The sequence below is a fragment of the Enterobacter cloacae complex sp.6700776 genome (assembly GCF_048284255.1).
Lineage (GTDB): Bacteria > Pseudomonadota > Gammaproteobacteria > Enterobacterales > Enterobacteriaceae > Enterobacter > Enterobacter intestinihominis.
The window spans coordinates 109,368-122,454 of sequence record NZ_JBLVYK010000003.1 but is presented as its reverse complement, the minus strand read 5'-3'; the positions used below and the strand labels follow the sequence as shown (position 1 = coordinate 122,454).

11 protein-coding genes are annotated in these 13,087 nt (G+C 54.6%); 7 read left to right on the top strand and 4 right to left on the bottom strand.

Annotated elements, in window-relative coordinates:
- Positions 1 to 173: 173 nt before the first annotated feature.
- From ACNQ0T_RS06705 to ACNQ0T_RS06695, 3 genes are read left to right on the top strand one after another with little or no spacing between them, the layout of a single operon-like run.
- Complete coding sequence (locus ACNQ0T_RS06705; RefSeq protein WP_023300577.1) at positions 174 to 1,859, top strand: sensor histidine kinase; 1,686 nt, start codon at positions 174 to 176, stop codon at positions 1,857 to 1,859.
- Positions 1,853 to 2,572, top strand: coding sequence for a two-component system response regulator BtsR (btsR, locus tag ACNQ0T_RS06700; RefSeq protein WP_023300576.1), 720 nt, complete (start codon positions 1,853 to 1,855; stop codon positions 2,570 to 2,572). Before ACNQ0T_RS06705 ends, btsR begins: the two co-directional genes overlap by 7 nt.
- A gap of 46 nt (positions 2,573 to 2,618) precedes the next feature.
- On the top strand, positions 2,619 to 3,089 hold the full coding sequence (locus ACNQ0T_RS06695) for a DUF1456 family protein (protein WP_015572337.1): 471 nt from the start codon (positions 2,619 to 2,621) through the stop codon (positions 3,087 to 3,089).
- A 109-nt stretch (positions 3,090 to 3,198) separates the two neighbouring features.
- Here the strand turns inward: ACNQ0T_RS06695 and metG are convergent, their stop codons facing one another.
- Positions 3,199 to 5,232: a methionine--tRNA ligase gene (metG, locus tag ACNQ0T_RS06690; protein ID WP_023300575.1), complete on the bottom strand. Its 2,034-nt coding sequence runs from the start codon at positions 5,230 to 5,232 to the stop codon at positions 3,199 to 3,201.
- 137 nt (positions 5,233 to 5,369) lie between these two features.
- On the opposite strand from metG, the gene apbC reads away from it, so the two are divergent.
- Complete coding sequence (apbC, locus tag ACNQ0T_RS06685) at positions 5,370 to 6,479, top strand: iron-sulfur cluster carrier protein ApbC (RefSeq protein WP_022648674.1); 1,110 nt, start codon at positions 5,370 to 5,372, stop codon at positions 6,477 to 6,479.
- 89 nt (positions 6,480 to 6,568) lie between these two features.
- Here apbC and ACNQ0T_RS06680 read toward each other — a convergent pair whose 3' ends face one another.
- Both ACNQ0T_RS06680 and ACNQ0T_RS06675 read right to left on the bottom strand, forming a co-directional pair.
- Positions 6,569 to 7,045 carry a GNAT family N-acetyltransferase gene (locus tag ACNQ0T_RS06680; RefSeq protein WP_032622520.1) on the bottom strand — a complete coding sequence of 159 codons (477 nt, stop codon included), beginning with the start codon at positions 7,043 to 7,045 and terminating at the stop codon, positions 6,569 to 6,571.
- Positions 6,996 to 7,328 carry an RcnB family protein gene (locus ACNQ0T_RS06675; RefSeq protein WP_022648672.1) on the bottom strand — a complete coding sequence of 111 codons (333 nt, stop codon included), beginning with the start codon at positions 7,326 to 7,328 and terminating at the stop codon, positions 6,996 to 6,998. The genes ACNQ0T_RS06680 and ACNQ0T_RS06675 overlap by 50 nt, the downstream gene beginning before the upstream one ends.
- A 455-nt stretch (positions 7,329 to 7,783) precedes the next feature.
- On the opposite strand from ACNQ0T_RS06675, the gene ACNQ0T_RS06670 reads away from it, so the two are divergent.
- Genes ACNQ0T_RS06670 through ACNQ0T_RS06660 form a run of 3 tightly spaced genes read left to right on the top strand, consistent with a single transcriptional unit; the run spans position 7,784 to position 11,552 of the window.
- Complete coding sequence (locus ACNQ0T_RS06670) at positions 7,784 to 8,914, top strand: polysaccharide export protein (protein WP_417929798.1); 1,131 nt, start codon at positions 7,784 to 7,786, stop codon at positions 8,912 to 8,914.
- Positions 8,914 to 9,363, top strand: a complete 450-nt coding sequence (locus ACNQ0T_RS06665) for a protein tyrosine phosphatase (RefSeq protein ID WP_058646975.1) — start codon at positions 8,914 to 8,916, stop codon at positions 9,361 to 9,363. The genes ACNQ0T_RS06670 and ACNQ0T_RS06665 overlap by 1 nt, the downstream gene beginning before the upstream one ends.
- On the top strand, positions 9,363 to 11,552 hold the full coding sequence (locus tag ACNQ0T_RS06660; RefSeq protein WP_417929796.1) for a polysaccharide biosynthesis tyrosine autokinase: 2,190 nt from the start codon (positions 9,363 to 9,365) through the stop codon (positions 11,550 to 11,552). The genes ACNQ0T_RS06665 and ACNQ0T_RS06660 overlap by 1 nt, the downstream gene beginning before the upstream one ends.
- Positions 11,553 to 11,604: 52 nt before the next feature.
- Here the strand turns inward: ACNQ0T_RS06660 and ACNQ0T_RS06655 are convergent, their stop codons facing one another.
- Positions 11,605 to 13,071, bottom strand: a complete 1,467-nt coding sequence (locus tag ACNQ0T_RS06655) for a pyridoxal phosphate-dependent decarboxylase family protein (RefSeq protein ID WP_038416407.1) — start codon at positions 13,069 to 13,071, stop codon at positions 11,605 to 11,607.
- Between the last annotated feature and the right edge of the window lie 16 nt (positions 13,072 to 13,087).

Sequence of the window (13,087 nt, the reverse complement as noted above, 5' to 3'; positions counted from 1 at the left end):
TTTGCGGAACCAGGAAGATTTGATTCTTTTTTGTACAAATTATACGAAAGACAGGTTATCTCCGGCAAAAGGTGTGATGACGGACACGATTTATCGCTTTTTTGGCACGTTTCAAAGAAAGTTAACCGCCATCAGTGTATGTTACGCGTTTTTAGAATGTGCGGTTTGTGAGTATGTACGAGTTTAATCTGGTGCTGCTGTTGCTTCAGCAGATGTGCGTGTTTCTTGTCATCGCCTGGTTGATGAGCAAAACGCGCCTGTTCATTCCGCTGATGCAGGTCACCGTCCGTCTGCCGCACAAATTCCTCTGCTACGTCGTATTTTCCATATTCTGCATTATGGGGACCTGGTTTGGTCTCCATATTGAAGATTCCATCGCCAATACGCGCGCCATTGGCGCGGTAATGGGCGGGCTGCTCGGAGGCCCGGTCGTGGGCGGTCTGGTGGGGTTAACCGGCGGCCTGCACCGCTATTCGATGGGCGGTATGACGGCACTAAGCTGCATGATCTCCACCATTGTCGAAGGGCTGCTCGGTGGTCTCGTCCACAGCTATATGATTAAGCGCGGACGGCCGGATAAAGTGTTCAGTCCCCTTACCGCCGGGGCGATCACCTTCGTGGCGGAAATGGCGCAGATGGCGATCATCCTGCTGATCGCGCGCCCGTTTGACGATGCGTTACATCTGGTCAGCAGCATTGCCGCACCGATGATGGTCACCAATACCGTTGGTGCGGCGCTGTTTATGCGCATTCTGCTCGACAAACGCGCCATGTTCGAAAAATACACCTCGGCATTTTCTGCCACCGCATTAAAAGTTGCGGCGTCGACGGAAGGGATCCTGCGGCAGGGATTCAACGAGGAGAACAGCATGAAGGTGGCGCAGGTGCTGTATAAAGAGCTGGATATCGGGGCCGTGGCGATTACCGATCGCGAAAAGTTGCTGGCGTTTACCGGTACCGGGGACGACCACCATCTTCCAGGTAAGCCGATCTCCTCGGCCTACACTTTGCGCGCTATTGAAACGGGTGAAGTGGTGTATGCCGACGGGAATGAAGTGCCGTACCGCTGTTCCCTGCATCCGCAGTGCAAACTTGGCTCTACGCTGGTTATTCCCCTGCGGGGCGAAAACCAGCGCGTCATGGGCACCATTAAGCTTTACGAAGCCAAAAATCGCCTGTTCAGCTCCATCAACCGCACGCTGGGGGAGGGTATCGCCCAGCTGCTTTCGGCGCAAATCCTGGCGGGGCAGTATGAACGGCAAAAAGCGCTGCTGACGCAGTCAGAAATTAAGCTCCTGCACGCTCAGGTGAATCCGCATTTCCTGTTTAACGCGCTCAACACGCTGAAGGCGGTGATCCGCCGCGACAGCGATCAGGCCGCGCAGCTGGTGCAATTTCTGTCGACATTTTTCCGCAAAAACCTGAAGCGTCCCTCGGAGATCGTCACCCTCGCGGACGAGATTGAGCACGTAAACGCCTATCTGCAAATTGAAAAAGCGCGCTTCCAGTCACGTTTACAGGTGTCGTTATCCGTCCCGGATGAGCTGGCGTATCAGCATCTTCCGGCCTTTACCCTGCAACCGATTGTGGAGAACGCCATTAAGCATGGGACGTCGCAGCTGCTGGGAACCGGAGAAATCATGATTTCCGCTTCCCGTTTTAACCACCATCTGGTGCTGGATATTGAAGATAACGCGGGGCTGTATGAAGCCTCCGCGTCAGGCGGTCTGGGAATGAGCCTGGTGGATAAACGCCTGCGCGCACATTTTGGTGATGACTGCGGTATCACCGTCGCCTGTGAGCCAGACCGCTATACCCGAATTACCTTACGATTGCCGCTGGAGGAGAGCGCATGTTAAGAGTGCTGATTGTTGATGATGAGCCGTTAGCACGGGAAAACCTGCGTGTCCTGTTGCAGGAGCAGAGTGATATCGAGATTATGGGGGAATGTGCCAATGCCATTGAAGGCATCGGTGCTGTGCATAAACTGCGCCCGGACGTGCTGTTCCTCGATATTCAGATGCCGCGCATCAGCGGTCTGGAGATGGTCGGCATGCTCGACCCGGAGCACCGCCCCTATATCGTCTTTCTGACGGCCTTTGATGAGTACGCGGTAAAGGCGTTTGAAGAGCACGCGTTTGATTATCTGCTGAAACCGATTGAAGAGAAACGCCTTGAAAAGACCCTGACCCGTCTGCGCCAGGAGCGTACCGCGCAGGACGTGACGCTGCTGCCGGAGCATCAGCAGCCCCTGAAGTTTATCCCCTGTACCGGGCACAGCCGGATTTACCTCCTGCAAATGGACGACGTTGCCTTTGTCAGCAGTCGTCTGAGCGGGGTATACGTCACCAGCGCCGAAGGTAACGAAGGCTTTACCGAGCTGACCCTGCGCACGCTGGAGAGCCGCACGCCGCTGATCCGCTGCCATCGTCAGTACCTGGTGAACATGGCGCACCTGAAGGAGATCCGCCTGGAAGATAACGGCCAGGCCGAACTGGTGCTACGTGCAGGGCAAACCGTGCCCGTCAGTCGTCGCTATCTGAAAAGTTTGAAAGAGGCGATAGGGCTGTAAAACTGGTACACTGCGCGCCATTGCATCATCGACATTCGAAGGCTCTATGCTAAGTAACGATATTCTTCGTAGCCTGCGCTACACCCTGAAAGCGAACAATAATGACATGGTGCGCATTCTTGCGCTCTCCGACATGGAATCCACGTCCGCCGGGTTCGACACCTGGATGACTAAAGAAGATGAAGAGGGTTTTGTTCGCTGCCCGGACATCATTCTGTCGGGCTTCCTGAACGGCCTGATCTACGACAAGCGCGGCAAAGATGAATCTGCGCCTGAGCTGGCGCTTGAGCGTCGGGTGAATAACAACACGGTGCTGAAAAAGCTGCGTATTGCGTTCTCCCTGAAAACTGACGACATTTTGGCGATCATGACCGAGCAGAAATTTCGCGTGTCGATGCCGGAAATCACCGCCATGATGCGCGCGCCGGATCATAAAAATTACCGCGAGTGTGGGGATCAGTTTCTGCGTTATTTCCTGCGTGGGTTGACGCAGCGGGTGCATAACCAGAAGGGGTGATTTTTAGCCGGGTGGCGGCTTCGCCTGACCCGGTCTAAAAAACTCGTAGGTCCGTGCAAGCATAGCGCCGCCGGGCAAAAAAAAGCCGGATTCTCATCCGGCTTTTTTATTACTTCACCTGCTGACCCGGCTTCGCGCCTTCGTCAGGGCTTAACAGGAAGATGTCTTTTCCGCCCGGGCCTGCGGCCATCACCATCCCTTCAGAGATGCCGAAGCGCATTTTACGCGGCGCCAGGTTTGCCACCATCACGGTCTGACGACCGATCAGCACCTGCGGATCAGGGTACGCGGAACGAATGCCGGAGAAGACGTTACGTTTCTCGCCGCCCAGATCCAGCGTCAGACGCAGCAGTTTGTCAGAACCTTCCACGAACTCCGCGTTTTCGATCAGCGCCACGCGCAGGTCGACTTTGGCGAAATCATCAAAGGTGATGGTCTCCTGAATCGGATCGTCCGCCAGCGGGCCGGTCACCGGCGCGGCAGCCGCTTTCACCTCTTCTTTTGATGCTTCCACCAGCGCGTCAACCTGTTTCATCTCGATGCGGTTATACAGCGCCTTGAAGGTGTTCACCTTGTGGCCGAGCAGCGGCTGCTGGATGGCATCCCAGGTCAGTTCGGTGTTCAGGAATGCTTCCGCGCGGGCTGCCAGCTGCGGCAGAACCGGCTTCAGCCAGGTCATCAGCACGCGGAACATGTTCAGACCCATGGTGCAGATCGCCTGCAAGTCGGCGTCGCGGCCTTCCTGTTTCGCCACCACCCATGGTGCCTGCTCGTCGACATAGCGGTTGGCCACGTCTGCCAGCGCCATGATTTCGCGAATGGCTTTACCAAATTCACGACTTTCCCAGGCTTCGCCAACCGCAGCGGCGGCGTCGGTGAAGGTTTTATACAGCTCAGGATCGGCCAGTTCGGCAGAGAGCACGCCGTCAAAGCGTTTAGCGATAAAACCTGCGTTACGGGACGCCAGGTTCACCACCTTGTTGACGATGTCCGCGTTCACGCGCTGCACGAAATCTTCCAGATTCAGGTCGATATCGTCGATGCGGGAAGAGAGCTTCGCGGTGTAGTAGTAGCGCAGGCTATCCGCATCGAAGTGGTTCAGCCAGGTGCTGGCCTTAATAAACGTCCCGCGAGATTTGGACATCTTCGCACCGTTGACCGTTACGTAGCCGTGTACGAACAGGTTAGTCGGCTTGCGGAAATTGCTGCCTTCAAGCATCGCTGGCCAGAACAGGCTGTGGAAGTAAACGATGTCTTTGCCGATGAAGTGGTACAGCTCGGCGGTGGAATCTTTCTTCCAGTACTCGTCGAAGCTTAGGGTATCGCCGCGCTTGTCACACAGGTTCTTGAAGGAGCCCATGTAGCCGATTGGCGCATCCAGCCAGACGTAGAAATATTTGCCCGGCGCGTTCGGGATTTCGAAGCCGAAGTATGGCGCATCGCGGGAGATATCCCACTGCTGCAGACCGGATTCAAACCACTCCTGCATCTTGTTCGCCACCTGCTCCTGCAGCGCGCCACTGCGGGTCCATGCCTGCAGCATTTCGCTGAACGACGGCAGGTCGAAGAAGAAGTGCTCGGAGTCACGCATCACCGGCGTGGCGCCGGAAACCACGGATTTCGGCTCGATAAGCTCGGTCGGGCTGTAGGTCGCGCCACACACTTCGCAGTTATCGCCGTACTGGTCCGGGGATTTACATTTCGGACAGGTGCCTTTGACGAAACGGTCCGGCAGGAACATGCCTTTTTCCGGATCGTACAGCTGAGAGATGGTGCGGTTTTTAATGAAACCGTTCTCTTTCAGACGGGTGTAGATCAGCTCTGACAGCTCGCGGTTCTCGTCGCTGTGCGTGGAGTGATAGTTGTCATAGCTGATGTCAAAGCCAGCAAAATCGGTCTGATGCTCCTGACTCATTTCGGCGATCATCTGTTCCGGGGAAATTCCCAGCTGCTGCGCTTTCAGCATGATTGGGGTGCCGTGGGCATCGTCCGCACAGATGAAATTAACCTCGTGGCCGCGCATTCGCTGGTAACGGACCCAGACATCAGCCTGGATATGCTCCAGCATGTGGCCGAGGTGGATTGAGCCGTTGGCGTACGGCAGGGCGCACGTTACCAGAATTTTTTTCGCGACTTGAGTCATAGTAGGCATTACTTCTTTTAACTGTGAAAAGGGTTTTCGATATTACCAAAAGGGGCATTATTAAGTAAGCACAAACCACGGCCTTTCAGGTAAACTTGTTCATCTAAGGTCTTATTCACAAGAACAAAGGAGTCGGGATGAGTTCTCAATCCCAGGCCAAATCACCGGAAGCCTTACGAGCAATGGTCGCCGGGACGCTGGCTAATTTTCAGCATCCAACCCTGAAGCACAATCTCACGACGCTGAAAGCGCTTCATCATGTCGCATGGCTGGACGATACGCTGCACATTGAGCTGCAGATGCCGTTCGTCTGGACCAGCGCCTTTGATGCCCTGAAAGAGCAAACCAGTTCTGAGCTGCTGCGCATTACTGGCGCAAAAGCAATTGACTGGAAGCTAAGCCACAGCATCGCCACGCTCAAGCGCGTGAAAAATCAGCCGGGCGTTAACGGCGTGAAGAACATCATCGCCGTCAGTTCTGGCAAGGGTGGGGTGGGTAAATCGTCGACCGCCGTGAACCTGGCGCTTGCGCTGGCGGCAGAAGGGGCGAAAGTCGGCATTCTGGATGCTGATATTTATGGCCCGTCCATTCCGAACATGCTGGGTGCTGAAAACCAGCGTCCAACTTCGCCGGACGGTACCCACATGGCGCCGATCGTGGCGCACGGTCTGGCGACCAACTCCATTGGTTACCTGGTCACGGACGATAACGCAATGGTCTGGCGCGGCCCGATGGCCAGCAAAGCGTTGCTGCAAATGTTGCAGGAGACGATGTGGCCTGACCTCGATTATCTGGTGCTGGACATGCCGCCGGGCACCGGTGATATCCAGCTGACGCTGGCGCAGAACATTCCGGTCACCGGCGCCGTCGTGGTCACCACGCCGCAGGATATCGCGCTGATCGACGCCAAAAAAGGCATCGTGATGTTCGAGAAGGTGGAGGTGCCGGTACTCGGCATCGTCGAAAACATGAGCATGCACATTTGCAGCAACTGTGGACACCATGAGCCGATCTTCGGTACCGGCGGTGCGGAGAAGCTGGCGGCGCAATATCACACCCAGCTGCTGGGGCAACTGCCGCTGCATATCACACTGCGTGAAGATCTGGATAGCGGTAAGCCGACGGTGGTCAGCCGTCCTGATAGCGAATTCACGGAAATCTATCGTCAGCTGGCGGGGCGCGTTGCGGCGCAACTGTACTGGCAGGGGGAAGTGATCCCGAGCGAGATCGCCTTCCGCGCGGTGTAACGCCTCTGCGCGTCAGTGCCGGGTGGCGGCTTCGCCTTACCCGGCCTACCTCGATTTTGTAGGTCAGGTAAGCGTAGCGCCACCTGACTTTACCCAAGCCGATAGTGCATCAAATAATACTCTCCTTCCGGAGAATCCCCCGTCGCCTCAATGTGCCAGCCGTGGCGCTGGTAAAACGCAACCGCCCGCTCATTCTTCACCAGACACTTCAGCGCGCCTGTACTGGTAAACGTCCTCTGTACTTGTTCCAGTAACAAACGGCCAACTCCCAGACGCTGATACTGCGGGTCGACAAACAGATTGTGCAAAAAGTTATCATTTTCCCAGACGGAGGCAAACCCTACCCGGTGACCGTCGTGAATCGCAACCCAGATCTGCTCGTCACGCGTTGCGGCGTCAAAATCCTCAAGCTGCCATTCAGAATTGTCCAGCCATGGCCAGGCCACGCGTCGTGCATGCAGGTACAGCGTGCGCAGAAATGGCCGGTCGTCCTCCTGCCAGGGCCGGATCATCGTATCAGCGGTGATAGAAAATATCTCCGTTATAGGCTTTGTAGATTTTGCCATCAGCATCGCCAATCAGAACATAATTTTCACCCATGTAGGTCCAGTGCGTACCGGCATCGGGCGCGGGAAGGTTACGTAGCTGGTACTGTTTGATGGTGTACTCTGGCGTCTGATACTGCGCGGGCGCGGTATCGCCAATCTTAAATTTGGTGAAGTCTGCGATGAACTCCTGCTCTTCATAAGCCTTAATGCCGGAAGGCGCGGCGGCCGTTTGCGGGGCTGCGAATGCGGAGCCCGCCAGAGACAGTAATACACCCAGAAGCACCAATTTACGCTTAGCCATTTTTTCTCCAGTGAAATCGTTACGGATATGCTTGTCTGCGGGGGACAGTGCGGCAGACAGCCCATTTTAAGTATCAAAACAGGGTGTGTTTGAAAAAAAATGTAACAAAAGTGAACGGTTTTGTGTAGTGCCAGCGGTTGTGAGTATTTTTGATATGAATGCGTGCTGACGGGAATAATTCATTGTAACTATCGTTTTGCTGAATTAATTCTGAAAATACATTGTTGCCGTAATTTTATAAACTGTAGATCGTGCTTTTTTTTGCCACAGGCTTTAAGATTTTCAGGAAGATTATATTTTAATTAATTGCCCGTCACAGATCGGGCAATTCGTGTCTTCACTTTTAGATTACGTTTTAGTATTCCGTTGAAAAGAAACTTATTTCAAGCGTGGGTTAGCGCAGGGCTGCGCCCCGTCGGGCGTTCGCTACGAGCAGGGATGATAAGTATATATAAATGAAAAACACAACAGCATTATCTGTAATATTCTTAGCAATAAGTCAGTTGGCGGGGTGCGTAATTTCTCCTGGCCAAACGTTAAGTTCCGCAGGCAAAAAAATAATTGCGCCGGCTGATCTCAATAATAGCTTAGATAAACAAATCGAAATTTATCCACTTACGCCCGGATTAATTGAGAAACTACGTCCCGCAGCAGCTAAATCTCAGGCAAATCCTAATCTTGATGAGCAGGTCAAAAAGTGGGAATACCGTATTGGAATCGGTGACATCCTGACGGTCACCGTCTGGGATCACCCGGAGCTGACTACGCCCGCGGGACAGTATCGCAGCGCAAGCGATACGGGAAACTGGGTCAATGCCGATGGCACGCTCTTTTATCCTTACGTGGGTAAACTGCACGTTGCGGGAAAAACGGTTTCCAGAGTGCGCGAGGAGATCACCGCGCGGCTGGATAACGTCATTGAAAGCCCCCAGGTCGACGTCAGCGTTGCCGCTTTCCGTTCGCAAAAAGCCTACGTTACGGGAGAAGTGGCGAAATCTGGCCAGCAGGCCATCACCAACATTCCGCTGACGGTTATGGATGCCATTAATGCCGCAGGTGGGCTTACTGCTGATGCGGACTGGCGGAACGTGGTGCTGACTCACAACGGTCAGGATTCCCGAATTTCCCTGTATGCCCTGATGCAGCATGGCGATTTAACCCAGAATAAGCTGCTCAACCCTGGCGACATCTTGTTTATTCCCCGCAACGATGCGCTGAAAGTATTCGTGATGGGCGAAGTTGTTAAACAGAGCACGCTGAAGATGGATCGCAGCGGCATGACGTTGGCCGAAGCGCTCGGCAATGCCGGTGGCCTGGACCAGAATATGGCTGATGCGACGGGTATTTTTGTTATCCGCTCGGTACGCGAGTCCGGGAAAATTGCGAATATCTATCAACTGAATGCAAAAGACGCTTCGGCCATGGTGCTGGGCACCGAGTTTCAGCTTGAGCCTTACGACATTGTCTATGTCACCACTGCTCCACTCTCCCGCTGGAATCGCGTAATAACACAGCTTGTTCCGACAATCAGCGGGGTGCATGACCTCACCGAAACGGTTCGTTATATCAGATCGTGGCCGCAATAATGTTCGAATCAATACTCGTGGTATGTACCGGAAATGTCTGCCGTTCTCCGATTGGAGAACGGCTTTTGCGCCAGCACTTGCCCGACAGACACATCACCTCGGCGGGAATACTTGGCCTTGAGGGGTATCCGGCGGATGAGTGCGCCCAGGACGTGGCCTGGCGGCATGGGATCTCCCTCGACGGTCATGTGGCGCGCAGGCTGACACGCAGCCTGATGCAGGGATCCGATCTCATCCTGGTTATGGAGCCGGAACATCTTCGCTTCATTGCAGCCATGGCGCCGGAAAACAGGGGGAAGTCGCTGCTTTTTGGGCAGTGGCTGGAGCCGCAGGATATCCCAGACCCCTATCGTAAAAGCCGTGAAGCGTTTGAATATGTGTTCGGGCTATTGGGTAAAGCCAGCCAGGAATGGGCACGTCGTTTAGGACAGAAAGGAATAAAGCATTAATGTCGTCTTACACAACAGACAGTTATGGTGCAGGGGCACCCGAACAAAATGAAATCGATCTCGTTCGTTTGCTCGGCGAAATGATCGACCACCGCACGATGATATTGTGCGTGACTTTCCTTTTCACTTTATGCGCGGGCCTCTATGCCTGGGTTACGCCACCTGTTTATCAGGCGGATGCTATGGTGCAAATAGAAAGCAAACAGGATAACGGCCTGCTCAAAGGCTTGAGCCAGCTGGGCACCGATATTTCGCCGGATGTTGCCCCTGAAATTTTACTGTTGAAATCTCGCATGATCCTCGGCGAGACCGTCGACAAATTAGATCTGACGTATCAGGCAAAGCAGCGCGTTTTGCCTGTGGTGGGGCGTCTCTGGCAGCGTCTGCAAGGGCGTGGCCAGGGCAACATAACGTTAGGCGAACTCCAGATCCCGCAGGTGGAGGGCAAAGCGCAAGAACTCACGCTGACCGTACAGGAAGCGGGAAGGTATCACCTGACGGGCGAAAACATTGAGGCAGACGGCCAGGTTGGTAAAACGCTGGTTACGCAAGGGATCGTGCTGCGGGTGACCTCGATTGAGGCGACGCCAGGCACACAGTTTTCGCTTAAGTCGTTGACGCGCCTGGAGACGATCAATGCACTGAAGAAGCGTCTGACGGTCGTGGAATCGGAGAAACAGAGCGGTATTGTGACCTTAACCCTGACGGGTGAAGATCCTGACAAAATCGCCCGGGTGCTGAATGCGATTGCTGAAAATTATCTACAGCAAAATATCGCGCGCCAGGAGGCTCAGGATTCGCGTAGTCTGGATTTTTTACAGGAGCAGTTACCGAAAATCAGAGCGGACCTGGATCAGGCTGAAGCGCGGCTGAATGCCTACCGGGCGCAGCGCGACTCTGTGGATCTGTCTTTAGAGGCAAAATCCGTCCTGGATCAGGTTGTGAACGTTGAGAATCAGCTAAATGAGCTGACGTTCCGGGAGGCAGAAATTTCCCAGCTCTTTAAAAAGAGTCACCCTACTTACCGTGCATTGCAAGAAAAAAGACAAACCCTTGTGCGGGAACGGGATCGTCTTAATAACCGTGTGTCCTCTATGCCCTCCACGCAGCAGGAGATTTTACGCCTGAGCCGCGATGTTGAGTCGGGCCGCACGATTTATTTACAGCTTTTGACGCGTCAGCAGGAGCTGAATATTTCCCGCTCCAGCGCTGTCGGGAACGTGAGGATCATTGATGAGGCGGTTACACTCCCGGATCCGATAAAACCGCGTAAAGCGCTAATCATTGCGCTTGGCGCGCTGTTCGGGCTCATCCTTTCAATGGGGACCGTACTGGTACGTCAAGCGTTCAAACGTGGGATCACGCTTTCCGAACAGCTGGAAGCGCAGGGGATGCCGGTTCTGGCGACGTTACCACGTTCACAGTGGCTGTGGAGTAAAACGCATTTGCGCAGAAAAAATCCGTTTTCTCGTCGCTGGACACACAAAACCTCGGATGTGCCTTTCCTGCCAGTCGATCGACCTGCTGATATGTTTGTTGAAGCGGTACGCGGGCTGCGAACCAGTCTGCATTTCACCATGATGGAGGCTGAGAATCGCATTGTGATGATTTCTGGCCCCACGCAGGACTGCGGAAAAACGCTGGTGGCGACGAACCTGGCGGCCATTGCCGGGCAGAGCGGTCAGCGTGCGCTGTTTATTGATGCGGATATGCGCCAGGGTTATGTGCATAATATTTTTGGCCTGGAGAACCGCCACGGATTATCCTGCCTGCTGGAAGGGAAGCGCGACTTTGGGGAGGTCATTCAGCATGCTGAAAAAGGGGGAATTGACGTCATCACCTGCGGCCCGGAACCCCTGCGTCCGTTAGAAATGCTGTTAAGCGAACGGTTCATTGACATCATGTCCTGGGTTAACGAGCAATATGACATTGTCATCATCGATACACCCCCAGTTCTTGCCGTCAATGATGCCGCGCTGGTTGCCAGAGCAGCCGGAACAACGCTAATGGTTGCCCGTTACGATAAAACCAGCGTGAAAGAGATGGAGAATACCGTTAAACGTCTACAGCACGTTGGCGTGAAGGTCAGCGGCACAATCCTCAACGATATTGTTAAATCCGCAGCGCTGTTTTACAGCTCGGGGTACAGCCAGTATGACTACGGTTATGCTTCGAGGAAAAAAGGATAGGGGCGTCAGGACGGGATAATAAACCCTCTCCCGGATGGGAGAGGGAAAAGCATTACTTCGCCATCACTTCCTGCGCGGTACGCTCAACCAGAGACAGCAGGACTTTAACGTCCTCCAGCGTCACGGTTGGGTTCAGCAGGGTCAGCTTCAGGCAGGTGACGCCGTTATGCTCGGTCACCCCGACGTTTGCGCGGCCGGATTCCAGCAGCGCATCGCCAATTTTCTGGTTCAGCAGGGCGATACCGGCGTCATCCATCTGGGTCTGCGGACGGAAGCGGAACAGCACGCTTGCCAGCTGGGGTTGCATAACCAGTTCCAGAGCAGACTGCTCTTTTACGTAAGCCGCAACCTGCTGTGCCAGCGTCACGCCGTGATCGATAATTGCCGCATATTGCTCCTGACCCAGCGCTTCCAGGCTCATCCACAGTTTCAGCGCGTCGAAACGACGGGTGGTTTGCAGAGATTTGGAAACCAGGTTAGGCACGCCCGCTTCTTCATCGAACTCAGAGTTCAGGTAAGCCGCCTGATAGCGCATCAGCTCATAATGACGCGCTTCTTTCAGCAAGAAGGCACCGCAGCTGATGGTCTGGAAGAACTGCTTGTGGAAGTCCAGCGTCACGGAATCCACCAGCTCGATGCCGTCCAGGTAGTGACGATACTGCTCAGACATCAGCAGCGCGCCGCCCCAGGCCGCATCAACGTGTACCCAGATATTCTGTTTCGCAGCCAGCTCGGCAATGGCACGCAGCGGATCGATAGCACCCGCATCCGTCGTGCCGGCCGTGGCCACAATCGCCAGAATCTGTTCGCCGTTCGCGTTGCACTGTTCGATTTTCGCCGCCAGATCGGTGAGATCCATGCGGGAGAATTCATCAGTTTTCACCTGCACCACGGACTGGTAGCCCAGGCCCATCAGCGCCATGTTTTTCTGCACGGAGAAGTGGGCGTTTTCAGAGCACAGCACGCGAATTTTGCGCAGATCGCCCACCAGACCGTCCTGCTGTACCGAGTGGCCCTGACGCGCGAAGAACGCATCACGCGCCAGCATCAGGCCCATCAGGTTACTCTGGGTGCCGCCGCTGGTGAAGACGCCTGCGTCGCCAGCCTGATAACCCACGCGGGTACGCAGCCATTCGATCAGCTTGATCTCAATAATGGTTGCGGACGGGCTTTGATCCCAGGAGTCCATACTCTGGTTGGTGGCGTTAATCAGCACTTCCGCCGCCTGGCTTACGACCAGGCTTGGGCAGTGCAGGTGCGCCACGCACTGCGGGTGATGAACGGACAAACTGTCTTTCAGGAAGAACTCCACGGCGCGTTCAATCGCCGCTTCGTTGCCCAGCCCTTTCGGGTTGAAATCCAGCTTAATACGGTCGCGCAGCTCCGCGACCGTTTTGCCCTGGTACATCTCAGGCTGTTTCAGCCACTGCATCACAGCCTGAGTGCTTTGTTCAATCGCCTGCTGGTAAGCTTCAATGCTCTGGGCAGAGGAGAACAAAATTGGGTTTGAATCAGACATCGTAATCAACAACTCC

Coding starts and splice junctions, on each gene's coding strand:
- btsR (WP_023300576.1), top strand. CDS start 1,853: ATGTTAAGAGTGCTGATTGTTGATGATGAGCCGTTAGCACGGGAAAAC.
- ACNQ0T_RS06665 (WP_058646975.1), top strand. CDS start 8,914: ATGTTCGAATCAATACTCGTGGTATGTACCGGAAATGTCTGCCGTTCT.
- ACNQ0T_RS06670 (WP_417929798.1), top strand. CDS start 7,784: ATGAAAAACACAACAGCATTATCTGTAATATTCTTAGCAATAAGTCAG.
- ACNQ0T_RS06680 (WP_032622520.1), bottom strand. CDS start 7,045: ATGGCAAAATCTACAAAGCCTATAACGGAGATATTTTCTATCACCGCT.
- ACNQ0T_RS06675 (WP_022648672.1), bottom strand. CDS start 7,328: ATGGCTAAGCGTAAATTGGTGCTTCTGGGTGTATTACTGTCTCTGGCG.
- ACNQ0T_RS06705 (WP_023300577.1), top strand. CDS start 174: ATGTACGAGTTTAATCTGGTGCTGCTGTTGCTTCAGCAGATGTGCGTG.
- metG (WP_023300575.1), bottom strand. CDS start 5,232: ATGACTCAAGTCGCGAAAAAAATTCTGGTAACGTGCGCCCTGCCGTAC.
- ACNQ0T_RS06695 (WP_015572337.1), top strand. CDS start 2,619: ATGCTAAGTAACGATATTCTTCGTAGCCTGCGCTACACCCTGAAAGCG.
- ACNQ0T_RS06655 (WP_038416407.1), bottom strand. CDS start 13,071: ATGTCTGATTCAAACCCAATTTTGTTCTCCTCTGCCCAGAGCATTGAA.
- ACNQ0T_RS06660 (WP_417929796.1), top strand. CDS start 9,363: ATGTCGTCTTACACAACAGACAGTTATGGTGCAGGGGCACCCGAACAA.
- apbC (WP_022648674.1), top strand. CDS start 5,370: ATGAGTTCTCAATCCCAGGCCAAATCACCGGAAGCCTTACGAGCAATG.